Source organism: Pandoraea sputorum (assembly GCF_000814845.2).
GTDB classification, from domain to species: Bacteria; Pseudomonadota; Gammaproteobacteria; order Burkholderiales; family Burkholderiaceae; genus Pandoraea; species Pandoraea sputorum.
Window position 1 is genome coordinate 5,245,158 of sequence record NZ_CP010431.2, and the last position, 17,168, is coordinate 5,262,325.

15 protein-coding genes are annotated in these 17,168 nt (G+C 60.5%); 9 read left to right on the plus strand and 6 right to left on the minus strand.

Going from position 1 to position 17,168, the window contains the following annotated elements:
* Window positions 1-42 precede the first annotated feature (42 nt).
* The 3 genes from NA29_RS23120 to NA29_RS23130 form a co-directional block, all read right to left on the minus strand.
* On the minus strand, window positions 43-963 hold the full coding sequence (locus NA29_RS23120; protein WP_039393518.1) for a peptidylprolyl isomerase: 921 nt from the start codon (window positions 961-963) through the stop codon (window positions 43-45).
* A 67-nt stretch (window positions 964-1,030) separates the two neighbouring features.
* A complete protein-coding gene (locus tag NA29_RS23125; RefSeq protein ID WP_224786881.1) occupies window positions 1,031-2,854 on the minus strand; it encodes a ShlB/FhaC/HecB family hemolysin secretion/activation protein in 1,824 nt (607 codons plus the stop codon).
* Between the two features lie 2 nt (window positions 2,855-2,856).
* On the minus strand, window positions 2,857-5,013 hold the full coding sequence (locus NA29_RS23130; RefSeq protein ID WP_084104082.1) for a filamentous hemagglutinin N-terminal domain-containing protein: 2,157 nt from the start codon (window positions 5,011-5,013) through the stop codon (window positions 2,857-2,859).
* 517 nt (window positions 5,014-5,530) lie between these two features.
* Between NA29_RS23130 and NA29_RS23135 the strand changes: the two genes are divergently transcribed.
* The gene (locus NA29_RS23135) at window positions 5,531-5,980 is read left to right on the plus strand and encodes a hypothetical protein (RefSeq protein WP_197701865.1); all 450 of its coding nucleotides are present in this window, start codon (window positions 5,531-5,533) and stop codon (window positions 5,978-5,980) included.
* 323 nt (window positions 5,981-6,303) lie between these two features.
* Here the strand turns inward: NA29_RS23135 and NA29_RS23140 are convergent, their stop codons facing one another.
* Window positions 6,304-7,194: a hypothetical protein gene (locus NA29_RS23140; protein ID WP_039393520.1), complete on the minus strand. Its 891-nt coding sequence runs from the start codon at window positions 7,192-7,194 to the stop codon at window positions 6,304-6,306.
* A 499-nt stretch (window positions 7,195-7,693) separates the two neighbouring features.
* Here NA29_RS23140 and NA29_RS23145 point away from each other — a divergent pair, with 499 nt between their 5' ends.
* From NA29_RS23145 to NA29_RS23155, 3 genes are all read left to right on the plus strand, one after another.
* Window positions 7,694-8,260 carry a hypothetical protein gene (locus tag NA29_RS23145; RefSeq protein WP_039393521.1) on the plus strand — a complete coding sequence of 189 codons (567 nt, stop codon included), beginning with the start codon at window positions 7,694-7,696 and terminating at the stop codon, window positions 8,258-8,260.
* 101 nt (window positions 8,261-8,361) lie between these two features.
* Window positions 8,362-8,967: a hypothetical protein gene (locus NA29_RS23150; RefSeq protein WP_052252345.1), complete on the plus strand. Its 606-nt coding sequence runs from the start codon at window positions 8,362-8,364 to the stop codon at window positions 8,965-8,967.
* 45 nt (window positions 8,968-9,012) lie between these two features.
* Complete coding sequence (locus NA29_RS23155) at window positions 9,013-10,047, plus strand: FRG domain-containing protein (protein WP_231965093.1); 1,035 nt, start codon at window positions 9,013-9,015, stop codon at window positions 10,045-10,047.
* Between the two features lie 722 nt (window positions 10,048-10,769).
* Here NA29_RS23155 and NA29_RS23165 read toward each other — a convergent pair.
* Together NA29_RS23165 and NA29_RS23170 are read right to left on the minus strand one after the other, a co-directional pair.
* The gene (locus tag NA29_RS23165; RefSeq protein ID WP_371328948.1) at window positions 10,770-11,834 is read right to left on the minus strand and encodes a phage portal protein; all 1,065 of its coding nucleotides are present in this window, start codon (window positions 11,832-11,834) and stop codon (window positions 10,770-10,772) included.
* The gene (locus NA29_RS23170) at window positions 11,834-13,603 is read right to left on the minus strand and encodes a terminase ATPase subunit family protein (protein ID WP_052253128.1); all 1,770 of its coding nucleotides are present in this window, start codon (window positions 13,601-13,603) and stop codon (window positions 11,834-11,836) included. Before NA29_RS23170 ends, NA29_RS23165 begins: the two co-directional genes overlap by 1 nt.
* 142 nt (window positions 13,604-13,745) lie before the next feature.
* Here NA29_RS23170 and NA29_RS23175 point away from each other — a divergent pair, with 142 nt between their 5' ends.
* From NA29_RS23175 to NA29_RS23195, 5 genes are all read left to right on the plus strand, one after another.
* Window positions 13,746-14,633, plus strand: coding sequence for a GPO family capsid scaffolding protein (locus tag NA29_RS23175; protein WP_039393526.1), 888 nt, complete (start codon window positions 13,746-13,748; stop codon window positions 14,631-14,633).
* 48 nt (window positions 14,634-14,681) lie between these two features.
* A complete protein-coding gene (locus tag NA29_RS23180) occupies window positions 14,682-15,692 on the plus strand; it encodes a phage major capsid protein, P2 family (RefSeq protein WP_039393528.1) in 1,011 nt (336 codons plus the stop codon).
* A gap of 2 nt (window positions 15,693-15,694) precedes the next feature.
* Window positions 15,695-16,381 (plus strand): phage terminase small subunit, encoded by a 687-nt coding sequence (gene gpM / locus NA29_RS23185; protein WP_039393530.1) that lies wholly within the window; start codon window positions 15,695-15,697, stop codon window positions 16,379-16,381.
* A gap of 99 nt (window positions 16,382-16,480) precedes the next feature.
* A complete protein-coding gene (locus NA29_RS23190; protein WP_039393532.1) occupies window positions 16,481-16,963 on the plus strand; it encodes a head completion/stabilization protein in 483 nt (160 codons plus the stop codon).
* Window positions 16,963-17,166 carry a tail protein X gene (locus tag NA29_RS23195; protein WP_039393533.1) on the plus strand — a complete coding sequence of 68 codons (204 nt, stop codon included), beginning with the start codon at window positions 16,963-16,965 and terminating at the stop codon, window positions 17,164-17,166. Before NA29_RS23190 ends, NA29_RS23195 begins: the two co-directional genes overlap by 1 nt.
* The last annotated feature ends 2 nt before the right edge of the window (window positions 17,167-17,168 follow it).

Sequence of the window (17,168 nt, forward strand, 5' to 3'; positions counted from 1 at the left end):
ACAACGTGCGGCGGCCCGATGACCTGCCGGATTACTGCTGGATTACTGCTGGATGCGTGCGCTCTTGACGAGATCGCCGATCATTTGCGCCGTGGCCTTTTCCATCGCCACCTGTTCGAGTTGCTTGCGCAGCAACGGCGCGCTCTCCTCGAACTTCGGAATCTGCGTGGCGCGTTTGTCGTCAACGCGCAAGATCCACAGTTGATCGCCGATCTGCAACGGCTCGCTCGACACACCGCCCTTGGGCAGCTTCACCAGCGCTTCGGCAATCGGCTGCGGCCAGTTCTGCGTGTTGCCCGCCGTGATCGGCGTCTTGAAGGACACCCAGTTCAACTGACCGCCCTGTGCGGCATTCGGCCCCTGGCTGTACTGACGCGCCAACGCCGCGAAGTCGCTGCCCTTCTTCAGTTGATCGAGCACGGTTTGCGCGGTGACGGCGTCGCGCACGGCGATCACACTGGCGTGGTACTCGTTCTCGCCCAGCGTGGCGACGACCGCGTCGTACTTCGCCTTGACGTCGGCGTCGCTGACCGGTGCAGCGTTGAGGTGCTCCGTCATGAACGCGCGCGTGACGATCATCGTCTTCGCCGCTTCGACGGCCGCTTGCACTTCGGGGCGCGTGTCATAGTGTTGCTTCTGCGCCGCCTGCTTGAGCAACTCGTTGGCGATCAGTTGCCCCTTGAACAACTCGCGCAGTTGCGGGCTGTCGGGCTGGCCGCTTGCCTTGACCATCGCGTCGACGGACACCTTCGAGATCGCCACGCCGTTGACGCTGGCGACTGCATCCGCCGGTAACGGCTTCTGTGCGCTCGCCTTGCTGTCGACTTTGTTGTCGCCCTTGGCATCGGCCTTCGCTGACGACGGCGCAGCCGCCGACTTGGCCGCCATCGCCGGTAACGTCACCACGCTCAATGCTACGCATACCCCTGCAGCCATCCACATACGGCTGAACTTCGCTTTCATCGATACCTCTCCCACAACGTTGACGGACGCTGCGAGCCGGTCGCCCGCACGTCCGCATCTTCGGAATTCATCCCGCCCAGTTGAGCGTGACGAGAACGACACTGCCTTTCGGTCCCATGGACGACGGCTGCACGAGCGCACGGCCCGCCATCAACTCGCCAGAGAATGTCTGTCCACGGAACTGCCATTGGGCGCGAACCCCGGCACCGGCGCCGATCAGCGTCGGCCAGCCAGCTTCGGCCACCAGATGTGCTTTGCCGCCGTCGAGGAACACGTACGGCTCCCAGCGCAGGCCTTGCCAGACAGGTGCGTTGGCCCACACAGCTTCGTTGCGGACGTAGAAACCGCTGTCGCCCGCGATACCGCCCTGCATGAAGCCGCGCACGGAATCCGTGCCACCGAGGAAGATCTGCGCATTGCCGAACAGGGCGACGGCGCTGTACTGGCCGGTGAGCGTGGTGCGCCATGTCCAGACCGTCGGGCCGATCTGCGCGAGCGGCATCTGGACGGTCGTGCTGGCGTCGAGCTTGGTGAACTGCGCGTGGGCGTCCTGCTTCTGAATGCCGTCGAAGTCGCGCGAGGCGTCGAGCCAGGGCAAGCCCTGCGAAACACCGAGCGACGCCGTCAGCGCGCCAGGCTGGCCGTTGCGCGTGAAGCGCCAGAGGCCGGAGACGCCGACGCGCAAGATCGTCAGGTCTTGTGGCGAGAGCGGAATGTCGTTGACGTCACGCTCGGTGGAGAGCTTCGTGAGGGTGACGTCGAGACTCACTCGCCCCGATGACGAACGTCTGAGAACGTTGTTCCAGCCGAAAATCTGGCTCAGCGTGCGGCCGTAGAGCAAAGCCGTGCCGCCGATGATCTGCTGGTATTCGGAGAGAGCTGCGGTGTAGCTGAACGTCTGAAAACCGTAGGGGACGGCCGCCGATACGACGAGCGCATTGCTGTCGCGCGTGCCCACGTACGAGAAGCTCAACGATTCCTGCAAGCCGATGACGTTGCCCGCCTCCACCGACGCGCGTGTGCGCCATTTTCCGGTTGCCGTGCTGCCGTAGTTGTCGAAGCCGACGTTGTAGTTCAGACGGCTGCCGAACGGGTTCCGGATCGCCACAATCGATTCGCCCGCCGCCTGCCCGGGGAGAATCTGTATCTGCGCCTGATTTCGACGCAGGCGGTTGATCTGGTCGACGCCCTGTTCGAGCGCGGGAAGTTCGAGCACATCGCCGACCGATGCAGGAAAGGCCCATGCCGTACCGGCGTCCGTCAGCAGACCGCCCCCGTCACCTTGTTTGCCATCGCCCGTGGCCGAGGGACGCAACGCGCCTCCGTTCAATGTGAAGCCGCTGATACGGCCTGCGACGACCGTAATCGCCAGTGTGCCGGATGACAGGTTCTGCGGCGTGGCGAGGTAGGCGCGCGTAGTGATGAGACCGCGTGCGACGAAGGCCTCCGTCAGGCGACGCATCAGTAAGTCGATGCGTCGTCGCCCAAGCGACTTGTGCAGGAATGGTGCGGTGATCCGGTCGAGTTCCGATGCACTGAGGACGGTGTCGCCTTTGAAGACTATCCGGTCGATGCGAAACGTCGGCTCTGGGTCCGGCAACGTGTCGATGTCGGCGTCTGCCGGGAGGTCCGGCACCTGTGGCGACGCCGCTGGCGCCACTTCGATCTGCGCGGGCTGCCGGTCGAGTTCGCGCTGCAACTCGCGGCTGCGTTGTTCGTCGAGCAGGCGCTGTGCGGGGTCCTGTTGCGGCGTAATGCCTGCGGAAGCCGACGGTATCGGCGGCAACCCGGGGGGCGTCTGCGCGAATGCGTTGTGCATCGTGCCTGAGATGCCCATCAGCGACGCGACCACGATGCGCGGGAGGTGCGTGCGGCGAAATGTGTGCTGCATGATCATAGGCCGAACCACGTCGTCAGACCGAGATGCGTGCCGATCCTGACCGGGTCGCGATACGGCACGAAGGCCGTCTCGATGCCCTGCGCTGCGCGCACGCCCTTCGCCCCGGCAATGACACCGCCCTTGATCACGCCGCGCCCGGTCAGCACGACCTCACCGGAGGCCGCAGAGAACAAGCCGCCGTCGTTCTGCGCGTAGATCGCCGCCCAGCGATTGCCGAACCACGCCTTCAGGCCACGCGTACCGTTGTAAGCGGTGTATCCAAGCAGGCCCTGTGCGGTGACGAGTGGCGCGTCGACCGTGAGATTGCCGCTCCAGGCGATGACGTTGCCGCCGATGTTCGCCGCACTTTGTCCGGCGGCGAGCGAAATGTTGCCCGATGCCTGCATTTGGCCGCCGAATGACGCCGTCGTGCTCGATGCCTCCGCCCGGCAAAAGATGAAGCACGAACGCTGGTACGACGCCTGTCCCGTCATGATCGCCTGATTGACGAGCGTGTTCGTCGCCGTCACGCGGATATCGCCGCCGTTGGTCAGCACGGTGCCGCCCGTGTTGTAGACGTTACGGCCCGAGAGGGTGACGTTGCCTGCGTCCGCAATGATGTACGAGAGCTGGCCCGGTGCAGGAAGCGAGCCGTAGTCGACGGAGAAGCCTTCGTCGCGTGTGGAGAACAGCAGCCAGCGTCGGCCACTATTGGCGTAGGCGGTCGCGACGCCGCCGTTCGCGCCTTCGGTGTGGGAGATGACGTCGCTGAGATCGCCTTGCGCCACCATCGTGACCGACTGGTTCGATTCGACGCGCGCGTTCAGGTTGACGATGTCGCGTGCTGCGCGCATGACGACGTCGTCGTTCACACCGAAGACGACGCCGAACGCACCGCCCGGATTGGCTTGGTCCGAGGTGTTGGTGATCGTCCCGCCAGCGTTGAACGTGATTGCGCCTTCAGACGACGTCAATGCGCGCTCGCGCGTGACACCCTGAATCAGGCTGCTGATGTTCGTGATGTCGCCCTGAGCGTTGACGACGATGCCGCTGCGCGAGGAGACGAGCGTCGATTGGATTGCGCCCGCGTTCGCCACGAGTACGCTGCCGCTGGACAGGTTGATTGAGCCGCCGGTGAGGATCGACGCGCCGCGCATCGCGGTTTGTCCGCTCGCTTGCCATGACAGATTGTTAGCGACGTTGATCTTGCTAGACGGGGCGAGGAGCACGTCGCCTGCGGAAGTCAGGGAAAAGTCGCCCGCGTTGGCCATCATCGCGCCCGCGTGACGCACGCCCGCGCCGAGGTCCGTCGTCAACAGCTGAATCCGGCCTGATGTGATGCTACCGATCGGCTCGATGTCGAGGGCGATGGCGTTAGGGTTGGATTGTTGATTGTTGGCGAAGGTGATCCAGTCGTTGTTGTTGTCGTCCGGCGAAAAGCTTGTGTTGAGCGAGACCTTGCTGCTACCGGCGATAACGCGCACATATGCCGTGGGCGACGAGAAGTCGTTGGTGATGGGGGCACTCACCTTGACCGTCTTGGCGATGAGTTCCAGACCGATCAGCGTTCCAGCGAGTCCGCCGCCGGTGACTTCGATGGTGCCCTGGCCGGTATTGAGCACGACGTTGCGCTGGTACAGGCCGGGGGCGACGAGAACGTCGCTGAACGACACTTGCCCGGTACTGAGCGCGACGTGGCCGGTGTTGACGAATGATCCCCCGTTGACGGTGATGCCGTTCGGATTTGCGAGGATGACGTTCGCGCGCGGCCCGGCCACGGCGATCTGCCCCTGAATCAGGCTGGGGGCGGTTCCCGTCACTTCGTTGACGATTGTCCGTGCGTTCACCCCCGTGTTGTTCAGGGTCGCACCGGCGCGGTCGACGTTGAAGCTGGTGTACGTGTTATGTGAGACGCCGTAGACGGGGGCTGCGATGTTGACATTCTGACGTCCGTTAGCGCCAACGGTGACGGAGGTCGCGGTGCCGCCGTCCGGGACAATGCCCGCGGCATGGCAATGCGCGGCCGCGGCGAGCAACGTCGCCAGGCCGTACCTCGATACCCGTTGAAACTGTTGAAACCGCCGAATCCCCGAACTGCGATTGCTGCGTTTGCTGTGCCCGCCAATCCCGCCGGCCAACGGCGAGACTTCGCGCGTTGATTGCCAAGGCATCTGATCTTCGTTCTTTTGATTGTGATACTGCTCGCAACATCCGAAGGACGCGTCGAATGTGACTCGCGGTCACATCGTCTGCGTTCCCCGAAACGGCATCTCGTGCACCGGCAATCGTGGTGTGCCAGTTTTGCGCAAGACGCCGCGCCCCTCGGATTCCTAACTGGTGAGAACCAGCCCAGACAGAGCATTACGGATCGGCATTCGGATTTCTTTAGGGTTTCGACGTTTTTATTTGTTTTTTCTTACTCCGATGCATTTTTCGTGACGACCTGCCGCGCCTGGACTCGACTCGAAACGTCGATTTATGTTGAACTACGCATGATTACGTAACCCATTGATTTTTTGAATTTTTTAATTTTGACAACCACGAAAGAACCCACTCATGTCGAGATTGTTGTGACAGCAACGTCTAACCGCTTTATGGGAACCTGTTCAGATATTTAGGATTCCACTTTGTAATTGAGGTTTTTTCCATGAATTGCGATCATTGCCAGATTGAACACAGAGGCCCGACATGAACATCATGAAGAAAGCACTGATCTGTTTCGCGATACTGATGTGTGGCGCATCGGGTTCAGCCTTTTCGCAGAGTTGCGCGAACATAGGCGACAGCGACCGTCGTGCTTATTGCTACGCCAGGCAAGGCAACGGAAGCTGCGCAAACATCGGTAGCAGCGATCTGCGTGCGCAGTGCTATGCCGAGAAGGGCAATGGCAGTTGCGCGAGCATCGGCAACAGCGATCAGCGTGCTTATTGCTATGCCAAGCAGGGCAACGGAAGCTGCGCAAGCATCGGCAGCAGCGATCTGCGCTCGCAGTGCTATGCAGAGAAGGGAAATGGTAGTTGCGCGAGCATCGGCGACAGCGACCAGCGCGCGTACTGCTATGCCAAGCAAGGTAACGGAAGCTGCGCAAGTATTGGCAGCAGCGATTTGCGTGCGCAGTGTTACGCGGAGAAGAGATAAGAGTGCCGGGATTGGCGGGATTGGCGGGATTGGTGGGATTGGTGGGATATCGAGCCGTCCCGGCGCTGAAGGGCGGCGGCCACGCTGGCCCCATCGGCCTGCAGAAAGCACAAAGGGTTACGTGAAATCACGTAACCCTTTGTCTTGTTTGGTGCCGGCTGCAGGACTCGAACCCGCCACCTGATGATTACAAAGCCTTTGCCAAAACTCATAAAATCAAAAACTTAGGTTCACTTTCGCGTTCGCAATTCGGTGCAATTCACTGGTATAAAGGCCCCGTCAGAGCGAGGTCAAAGCATCAATTGCGAACGCGATGCAGCGGTCTATTCAGCGCCCGATGCTTGCCGAATCGAAGCAATTCCGGCTTTGGCTTCTTCGATCCTTTGTGTGAGCGCTTTCACAATCCGAGCGCGGCCCGCTACCATTCGCGCCCGAGTCCCTGGCAAATCAAAATCGAGGTCAATTTCCTTCCGTAGGCATCGGAGCAGCTCGACTTCCAAATCGACGGTGTCTCCCGCGTCCAGCAATGCCGTCACGGCCTGAATCTCTCGCTCGCTGTATGCGATCCGTAGCTGTGTAGCACGGTCTGCCAGTGTCTTCTTTGACTGCTCATGGGTCGCGATTAGCTGCGTCGTTCTCTCGAAGGCTGCCGCGTCTGGGTGATCTCCGGAAATCATGGCGCGCTGCGAAGCGTACAGCTCTTGTTGCGTTTCATTGTCGCGAGCATGTGCGGTCTCGATCGCGACGATCTGCGCTCGGATTTGATCCAGCGCGAACCGTTCCCCAGCGACCAGTACCCACAGCTCTCGAACCTTCTGCAAGTAGTTCATCATCGCGGCCAACGTCTCCGCGTCCGAGATGAGAAGCACCTTTGTCATGTGCGACAACGCTGCGCTGTATTCCCCGTGAATCTTCGCCGTCTGCGTTGTGCCGTCGAGCATCAGCCCGATGCATTGCGTCACCGAGCTGCATCCCTCCGTCGCGGGCAACAAGATATCCCGCTTCAACTGCATCACTCGCTCTTTGTCGGCGCGACGCTCCTCGGCCGCACGATCGGCAGCTCGTTCCCGCGCATTAGCTTGGGCCGTGAGATATATGCCGCCGATGCCGATAACCGCCACGACCGTATCAGACGCGAGTTGCAGCCACTTGATGATCCAGAGCGCGACAAGCGCTCCGACCCCGTATAGCACCACCTTGTATTTGTTGGTCATGGTTCGTTGGTGTTGTGAATGTCAGTTAATAACGTCGACACGGTACGCACCGGTTACCTCAAGGCATGCCATAGTCAGCCCCGCTCGAAGTATCTCATCCGCAAAAATCCGGCAGGGGTCGGGAAAAAGGTAACCGAGGTAACCGACCCTCAAAAACTGGCTGTGGCCCCTTACCAGCAAAGGCTTTGTGAGATTTAGACAAAAGGTAACCAGCAGAATCCTTTATCCATGCGGGTTTCTAAGCGATTTTTTGGAGTGGTTACCCCGGTTACCTTTTCCCCGACACCCACAGTAAAATAGCCTCGCTCGTTGAGAGTCGGTCGCGGGTCAGATCCCCGCCGGCTCCACCAAACACCTGACCGTCAACGACAACGAACGACAGTCAAAAATCTAGTAAGAACGGGCCTTCGGGCCCGTTCTTCATTTCTACGCCATTGTCGGTGATTGTCGTTGGTTGTCGCGAAAACGGCACGTAAACGGCACGCGAACGGGGGGGCAAATGCAGTTGGGAAAGCTGTGGCGAGATCCGGTGGTGTCTGGTCTGATGGTCGCGGGAATTGTTGGAGCGCTCGGTGCCTGGAATTTGGATACCCTCGTTAAGTGGGCCAGTGCGGCTACCGGCTGGTTATCAACGGCCATTTCGGTTCCACATTGGCTTCTCGTCATAAGCGGTGTGTTTCACGCTATTCTCCTGTTCGTCATAGTCAGATTCTTGACCGCATACCTCAAAACTGAGCGGGAACCGGATTTTGTGCGGAAATTTGATTCGGGAGTTTTCCGAGAGCTTCTTTGGACCTGGGAGTGGAAAGTTAGCAGGGGCAAATATTTCCCAACGAATCTCTCGGGACTTTGTCCAAAATGTTTTTACGACATCCCGCCTTCAACCAACCAGGAGGGGGCGTTTGAGACGATGGAAATGCTCCACCACCTGACCTGTCCCAGTTGTAATTTCCAGGCAACCGTTCGGACACCACTCGGCAAACCACCGCAGCAAGTCATCTTGGCCGATATCGCTCAGGCGGTAAGAACCGGTGCGTGGAAGAACATGCGTCGCCCCCGCGCATAGGCTTGACGCATATCTGACCTGATTGTGTCTTCCATCTCGCGATAGACTCCCCAAGCGGTTCGCTAATCGATATCCAAAACATACGAAGAATCGGGGGCTGCATGAGTACGACCGGCATTGGCATCGGAGATTGGCCTACCTGGATCGCCAGCGGCGTTTCTTGCTGTTCAGCGATCATCGCGATCGCAGCCCTGTGGGTAGCGAACGTTGCCCGCAAGGATGCAGCAAAGGCGAGCGAATCGAGTCTTACAGTGGCGACTCAAGCGTGGCTGGACCAATATTTATCCGGAGTGACGCGTTGGGCCGAAGATGTGGTTCACGCTATGTCTGAGGCCAGACACATTGCACTGTTCGCCCGCAAGGCTCAGCGCCAACCGGACTTTGGCGACATTCCCACCAGACTCTCCGCTCTTCTCGACCGAGGGCGCTGGTACTTTCCCAACATGGAACACGAGGAGTACGGAGTTCAAAAGCCACACGCCTACCGAGGAATCAGGCAAGACATTCTTGAGTGCGTATTCGAGGCGTACTCCCTCGTGTCCGCCGAGGCTTCGAATTTCGACTTAGAAGCCCTGCTGTTTGATGAACAATGCAAATTCGTCAGTTGGATTCAACTGCGCCTTGACCCGCGACAACGCGACGAAGCGGCAACTCAAATTCTGGCGATGTACGACACGGCGGACCGAATGAGAACCAAAACGCCGTAAGCATTCACTCAGTGCTGAGAATGCCTGTTGGACGACAGGTATAACATGACCATCCCGTACCAGATTTTTCTGAGTTGCCTTCTTATGGTCCAAATGCCGAATGACGTCGAGACGAGTGTTAAGACCGTTGATTGCACGAATCTCGATGATTTCTGGAATCTGTTATCACCGCTAACCGGCCATTTTGATGCGCCGTCAGGGCAAGTCATTTATCGAGGCCAGCGCGACAGCACTTGGAAACTGGTGCCCGCTGTCTATCGTCAAGATGAGGTTAACAAATACAAGCGCGGCATGATGTCCACGCTCAAAGACCAGCCTGGCCAAGCGATCTTCGAGTGGTTTCTGTTGAATGGTTTCATCGAGTTTTGTGACCAGCGAGGCATGTCTGTACCCGGCGACTCCGTAGACTTCCGCAACTATTTCACCTTCGACAACATAACCCGCCTTCATGGGGCTAATAGCATTTATTGGCCGCAAGATCGTGTCGTGCCACTCATGGCTTTAGCGCAACATCACGGCATTCCAACCCGGCTGTTGGACTGGACCAGAAACCCGTATGTTGCTTGCTACTTCGCAGCTGCGTCGCACTTGATGCACTGGGAAGACAATGCCCAAAAGCTTGACGAGAGCAACGTCCACGACAAAAGCGAGACGTTGGCTGTTTTCATACTGGATGCTGGCTTTCTTGGTGGAGACGACCGGCTAAAGCACCTACGAGTGCCGGGCAGCACATCCGCCAACCTCTCGGCTCAGGCCGGTTCATTCGTCCTCGTCAACAACACCGGCTATCGAGGGGAGGAATTTACCTTTGGCGTATCTCTCGAGTCGCAACTCGCAAACGACCGCATCCGCCTCATCAAGGCAACGTTGCCAGCCGCGCTTGCAGGAGACCTGCTGCTCCGTTGTCAAAAGTTCGGCGTGTCAGCCGCATCGCTGTTCCCGGGGTACGATGGGCTGGCCCGAGCCGTGCTTGAAGAAATACTGGCGTCGGACTTTGTCAGTCGCGTTGGGACACCCTATCGAGAAGTGACCTCTTTGGCTCGGCAAGCCGACCAAGTTCGTAACCTCAAGAGGGTTTAATGCGCATGCTCGCATAGCGGACCTGATGCGTGGGCTTGGCGCATGAGACTGCACACGCATGACGCACCCTCGTATGCCCTCCCTCGCCAGTACCGGCGGGCCTCTACGGTCTGTGAATAGGTGCATAAAAAGTGTTCGATCAAGCGCGCAGGCGTGGCGGGGTCATGACCGCGCGCGCCGGCCTTTGATGGTGGGGTGCCCGCCAGCGGGTAAAACGCCGGGGGCAACGCCCTTGCCCGCCTGCACAACGGGCTGGCCCCGCCTGTCTGACCTTGCGCCTACCCCGCAACACCAGCCGGTTGTGGGGCCTCTGGTGCGGCCTCGGCTTTGGGCTACAATACTGTGCATAAACACAGTATTTGACCATGGTACGCCGACCGACTTCCCCACCGAAACGAAGGGCATTGACCACGCTCGAGCTGCGCGCGATATGGAAGCGCGCGCCGTCGCCCGAGGTGCGAGAGCTGCTATGGGAGATTCACCGGTTGCACGGCGTGCTTGTGGGATGTCGCGGCGAAATGGAGATCGTCAGGGCCGCGTGGCGCGAAGAAGTCGGGGGGTGGCTTGTCGGTATTGAGACGATGCGCTCACGGCTATTGAGTGAGCCGTGCGTGGCGGAGGCTGGGTATCACTACGAGCGTAACGCGATAGCCCAACCAGAACCGGGGACTGCGCGCGCGAGCGCGCCAGCCGCCGGTCCTGAAGAGGAATAGCCTGGCGAGTTAGGTCGCTTGCTCGCCGTCGGTCAGCGCGTAGGGTTGGAAGCGCATCACCTCGTCGCCAAGCCAATCGTTCACGGCTTTCATATCATCTTGGAGCGGAACGATTTCGTTCACGCCGAACACCTTCGCCGCCTTCTCCACGTCGCCAAAGCCCGATGTGTTATTCGGGATCACGCTCATCAGTTGCGGCGGCACACGGTGCGCGGCCAGCAAGTCGTCGCGCGTCACGTTCTTGATGTTGAAGAACTCGTCCTTCGCCGCGACCTCCGAGACCGGGATGATCTGCATGCCGTCCTTTTTTCCGTTGGGCGCGTACATGAACAGGTTGCGGAAGTTACCCGGCCCCTTCGAATCCTTCAGGGCCGTGCGCAGCGCATCGACGTCGGTCTGGCTCTGCGCGGCGTCGGTCATGTACAAGATGAAACCCGCGTGACTGCCGTTCTTGTAGTAGCGCCGGCGAAACAGCGTCGCGGACTCGTTCAGCCAGGCGGCATTAAGGGCGGAAAGGTACTCGGGCAGGCCGTACACCTCCTGCTCGATATCCGCGCCCATCAGGTGGAACACGTCGCCCTTTGCGAACTGCGACTCCTGCCCCACTTCGGGCACCCACCAATACGATTGGAGGTCGAGACTTCGACGGGTGTACTTCGTGAGCAACGCCTTGAGCGTCAGCGGTCCGCCGAGCCGGTTCTTTCTCAGCTCCAGGTAAGCGTTGCCGAACACCAGGTAATTGAGAGCGAACTCCTTGAACTCGGCCCGCGACAGGAGCTTGTGCGGAATAAACGTCGAGGCCAGGATATTGCGCTTCACGTAGATTGCCGAGCTGTGGTGCGGTGCAGCTCGAAATGAGCGCGCAAGACCTTCCCAGGATATCGGGGGTTCGTACCACTTCGACATCCGCATGCACTCGAGATACGACAGGATCTCCCGCTTATCGAGAACCGCGACAGGGTCACCGAAGGTGAAGGCTTCGACGCCTGGCATCGGTGCCGGCGCAAGCGTCGGTTTGGCTTCGAGCATCTCGGCCCCACGTGCACCGAATCGCGTGTTTCGTTTCTTGCTCACTAGTAAATCTCCATAAAGCTTTGGCCCGCGCCGGTGCTGCCATCGATGCCTTCGTTCGACATTGCGTGCATCGTTGCCCAGGCAATGTCTCCGTGACTGGCTTCTTCCGACCGGTCCGCCTTGAAAGTGATTTGCCCGCCGCCAGCGGTCATCGTCTTGCGAATCGTCATGAACGACTGCGTGATATCGGTGTGGCCGGCGTCGTATTCGAGTCGGCCCTTGCTCATCACGTCATGCGCCTTGAGTACGAGCTGCGTTTTGACGTGGGGCGAATAGGTGAAACCGACCACGCCCGGGAAGAACTTCTGCACGAGCTGGAAGACGGCGTCGCCAATGCCGGTGCGGTCGATGCCGATGAACGTGACGGTGTAGCGCTCGGTCGCCTTCTTGATCGCCGCCGCCTGCGCCTCGTAATCGAGGCCACGGAACGGGATACGCTCAAGAATGCGGAACTTGCCACCGGGCACAGCCGGCGGGGCCAGCACCACGAGTGCTGCGGAGTCCCCCATGCCGCTGGCCCCGTTCGGGTCGTAGCCGAGCCATACCTGGCGATAGCCGAACGGCCGAGCAGCGAACGGCATGAAGTCTTCCCACACCTCCCAGCTGTCGACCATGCAGCCCTGCAGCAGGCCGAATTTGAAGACGGCCAGCATGTCGTCGATGAACTGGCACAGCAGCAGGTTCGCGAAGTCTTCCGGGCCGTACTCGAGCCGCAATTGCTCCAGGTCGAACAGGTTGCAGCCACCGGCGAGCGCATCTTCCACCGTGACGATCTGACGCCACTGCCCGTCGGGTGCCAGCACGCCGCGCGCCAGCGCCTTGTGCGACAGATCCAACTGGATGCGCTGCTCCTTCGGTCTACCCTTGTTGAAGAGGGCACCACTCCAGAATCCATACGCCTCGTGCGCAAGCGTCGACGGCGTGGAGAAATAGGTTTGTCGCCAGTTCTTATGGATCGACATACCCGACGCGACTTTTCGCAGCTCGCGAAACTTCGACGTCCAGAAGTACTCATCGAAGTACAGATTGCCGTGGTAGCTCTGCGCCGTGCGGGCGTTCGTGCCGAGGAAGTACAGATTCGCGCCGCTCATCGGCAGCAGCATTGGTGAACCGCGCAGCTCGACGTCGGCTGCGTCCTTCGCGAACTGCGCAATGTACTGCTGGAAAACGTGAGCCTGCGCCTTACTTGCCGAAAGGAAAATCTGATTTCGCCCGGTGTCGAGCGCATCCATGAGCGCTTCGCGAGCGAAGTACCACGTCGCGCCGATCTGCCGACTCTTCAGGATGTTGCGGATTCGGTGCTTCTGTCCCGACTCATACCAGACGCGTTGGTAGTCGAAGATCGAATCCATGAACGCGTCGCGTAGCTGGCCGAGCTGCTTGTCGCTGATGCTGTTCTTCTCGGGCTTCTTGCGCGGCCCGCTGTTGCGGCTCGCGATCTTCGGGTTCAGATCGACTTCGTTGCCCGTCTGCTGGTACTTGTGTACACGCTGCATGCGCTCGATCTGTCGGCCGAGCAGATCGATTTCTTTAAAGTCCTTCCCCTCTTTGTCCTCCTTGCGCACCAGCTGGATCATTCGCGCCTCGAGCGATAGCTCGACGCGGTCGACCGGCGCGACCTCTTTCCACTTGTACCGTCGGCTCCAGCTGTGCACCGTCGACGGTTTGACGCCGATCTTTTCCGCGATACGCGCAACGCGCCACCCTGCGAAATACAGGTTGCGTGCCTCGATGTGAGGGGCGGTGTCGGTGGCGAGCTGTTGCGTCATGCCGACAAGGTTGCCCACGCGCGCGCGGACGGTCGACGCGCCAGTGTTGTAAGGCTTGGTGACACAACAGCATTGCGTTGCTCCGCGCGCGGCCGACGCCGAATATGGGCCATGTTGAATGCTCACCAGAGGAAAGCCCAACATGTCCAAGAAGTCGAAGTTCTTCGTCGTTGCCACCGAGGGCGACACGACCGACGGTCGCAAGATCGGTGCAGATCAGATCACGCAGATGGCTGGCAACTATGACCCGGTCAACAAGTACGGTGCACGCGTGAACATGGAACACATCAAGGGGATTTACCCCGATGGTCCGTTCCGGGCATACGGTGACGTCGTCGCACTCAAGACGCAGAAGAACGCCGAGGGCAAGTTGCAGTTGCTCGCGCAGATCGATCCGACCGATGACCTGGTCAAGATGACGAATCAGGACCGCCAGAAGGTCTACACGTCCATCGAGATCGCACCGAACTTCGCGAACTCTGGTGAAGCGTATCTGTATGCACTCGCCGTTACCGACAACCCGGCCAGCCTGGGCACGGAGATGCTGAAGTTCAGCTCCACCGCGACGAATAGCCCGCTGGCCGCTCGCAAGCAAGCGCCGGAGAACCTGTTCACGGCCGCGCTGCCGTTCACGCTCGAACTCGAAGACGAGGCCGAAGCTGGCGACACCGGCGAGGTCACCATGACGGTCAAGGGTTCCAACTCGTCGCTCATCGAGCGCTTCACCGCCGCACTGTTCGGCCAGAAGCCCACACCGACCACGCTGCCGGCGAAGAGCCCCGACGCGACCACGAAAACGGATGAGTTCACGGCCGAAGCGGCAGCGAAGGCCGGCGCGGACGCAGCCGCGAAGGTGCTGGAGCAATTCAGCGCGAACGTCACGGCCGCGATGAAGCCGGTGGCCGAGGCCATCGACAAGCTGCGCACCGATCATGACACCCTGGTTCAGAAGCTCTCCGATACGGACAACAGCGCCCAGCGCGCTGCCGCTACCGGGGGCTCCCAGTCCGCCGAGCTGACCGACTGCTGATCGCAGCCCTCACCACCACACGAAACCCACCGTACCGGAGAAACACACATGCGCAAGGAAACCCGCATCGCCTTTAATGGCTATCTGCGCCAGCTTGAAAAGCTGAATGGCGTGGATTGCGTCACCGAGAAGTATTCGGTCGCGCCGTCCGTTCAACAGACGCTCGAAACGAAGATGCAGGAGTCGACCGAGTTCCTCAAGCGCATCAACGTTATCGGCGTGCCCGAGCAGCAGGGCGAGAAGCTCGGTCTCAGCGTTGGCTCGCCGCTCGCGAGCACGACCAACACCGACGTCAAAGAGCGCGAGACCATCGACCCGACGGACTTCGATCCGAACGGATATTTCTGCACGCAGACCAACTTCGACTCGCACCTGAAGTACTCGAAGCTCGACGCATGGGCCAAGTTCCCGGACTTCCAGGCACGTGTGCGCGACGCCCTCATGGTCCGCCAGGCACTCGACCGCATGATGATCGGCTTCAACGGTGTGTCGCGTGCCGCCACATCGGACCGCGTTGCGAACCCGCTGCTTCAGGACGTCAACAAGGGCTGGTTGCAGAAATACCGTGAACAGGCACCGGCGCGCGTCATGAATCATGGCAAGACCGCAGGCAAGGTAGTCATCGGCGCTGGCGGCGACTACGCCAACATCGACGCTGCGGTCTACGACGCCCTGGAGAACCTGATTGATCCGTGGCACCGCGAAGACACCGACCTCGTCGTGCTGTGCGGTCGCGCGCTGGCGCATGAGAAGTACTTCCCGATGATCAATCGCCAGCAGCCGCCCACCGAGCAGCTCGCGGGCCAAATCATCATGAGCCAGAAGGCGATGGGCGGTCGACCGGCGGTAATGGTCCCGTTCTTCCCGGCTACCGCGTTCATGATCACCCGCTTCGACAACATCTCGATCTACTTCCAGGACGGCGCGCGCCGCCGCTCGGTCATCGACAACGCGAAGCGCGACCGCATCGAGAACTTCGAGTCGAGCAACGACGCGTTCGTGATCGAAGACTACGGCCTGGGCTGCGTGGTCGAGAACATCGAGTTCGCACCGGAGTAAGCATGCCATCACCCGCTCAACAACACTTCATGCGGGTCACCGCGGCGAGCGCCACCGCCGCCGCGGCAAACACCGATGAACCCATCGTCGCCACCGCTTACGAGCACCAGCTGATGCAGCTGGCGCAGGACAAGCGGCAATTGAGCGGCATCCAGTCCACGGAAAAGAAGGCAGACGCCAAGCGCGAGATGCTGCCGAAGTACGACGCCTGGGTCGACGGCGTGCTGTCGAGCGGGCGCGGCGTGCAGGACGACGTCGTTATGAACGTCCTCGTGTGGCGCATCGATGCAGGCGATTACGCCGGCGCGCTGCCCATCGTCGCGCATGCCATCGAGTACGGGCTGAAGATGCCCGAGCCGTACACCCGCACGACTGCCTGCGTCATCACGGAGGAGTACGCCGACATGGCGCGCAAGGTCCGTGGTGGCGGCGGCGAGGTGGACGTCTCGAGCCTGCTCGCCGTGGCACGCATGACCGACACACAAGACATGCCGGACCAGGTGCGCGCAAAGCTCTTCAAGGAAATCGGGCTTGCCCAGATCGAGACGGACCCGCCGGCAGCGTTGGCGCGTCTGAAACGCGCGCTCGAGCTGAACAAGAACGTGGGCGTCATCAAGGAAATTGAACGCCTGGAGACGAAGCTCCGAAACAAGAATTCCACCGACACCGGCGACGCCGGTAGCGGTTGACACCGAGCGTACCCCGCGCCGGGCGGCAGGGGGCTGACGCAGGCTTGATCGCCCACGCCGACGCTCCCTCCACCGCCCACTACCCAACGGAACCATCGTATGTCCTTCCTCGCACCCGCACCGACCAATGACGCCGGCGAGACCGTCAAGAACGACGGATTCTTTCCGGATATCGATCTCACGACGATGCGTGACACACAGCGTCTCGACGGCACCGTGACGGAACCGCGCCTGAAGTCTGAAGTCATCGAGGCGGTCTTGTACGTCAACGGGGCATTGTCGAGCTGGCGCGCGCAGCGCATGGCCGAAGGCTGCGCAACGCTTGCCGACGTGAAGATGGTCGGGGGGCAGGCGGTACCGGAAGTCGCGGGCACGACGGCGTATGTGCTTCGGTACACCCGCGCTGTCTTCTGCTGGGCACACGCCAGTCTGATCGAGCGGTACCGGAATTTCGACGCGACGGCCACCGCCCGTAAGGAAGACGACGTAACCCGCCCAGGTGCCGACGAGCTGCGCCGCGATGCCAATTGGGCCATCAACGACATTACCGGCGCGACGCGCTCTACCGTGGAGCTGATCTGATGCGCGTGCGAGCGATGCAGAACGAGACCGTTGATGCGATCTGCTGGCGCGTCTTCGGCCGCACGCAGGGCGTGGTCGAAGCGACGCTCGCGGCAAACCCCGGCCTGGCCGACCTAGGCCCCATCCTGCCTCACGGCCACCCGATCGATCTACCCGACCAACCCGCACAGGCTGAGAAAAAGACCGTGCAATTGTGGGACTGACC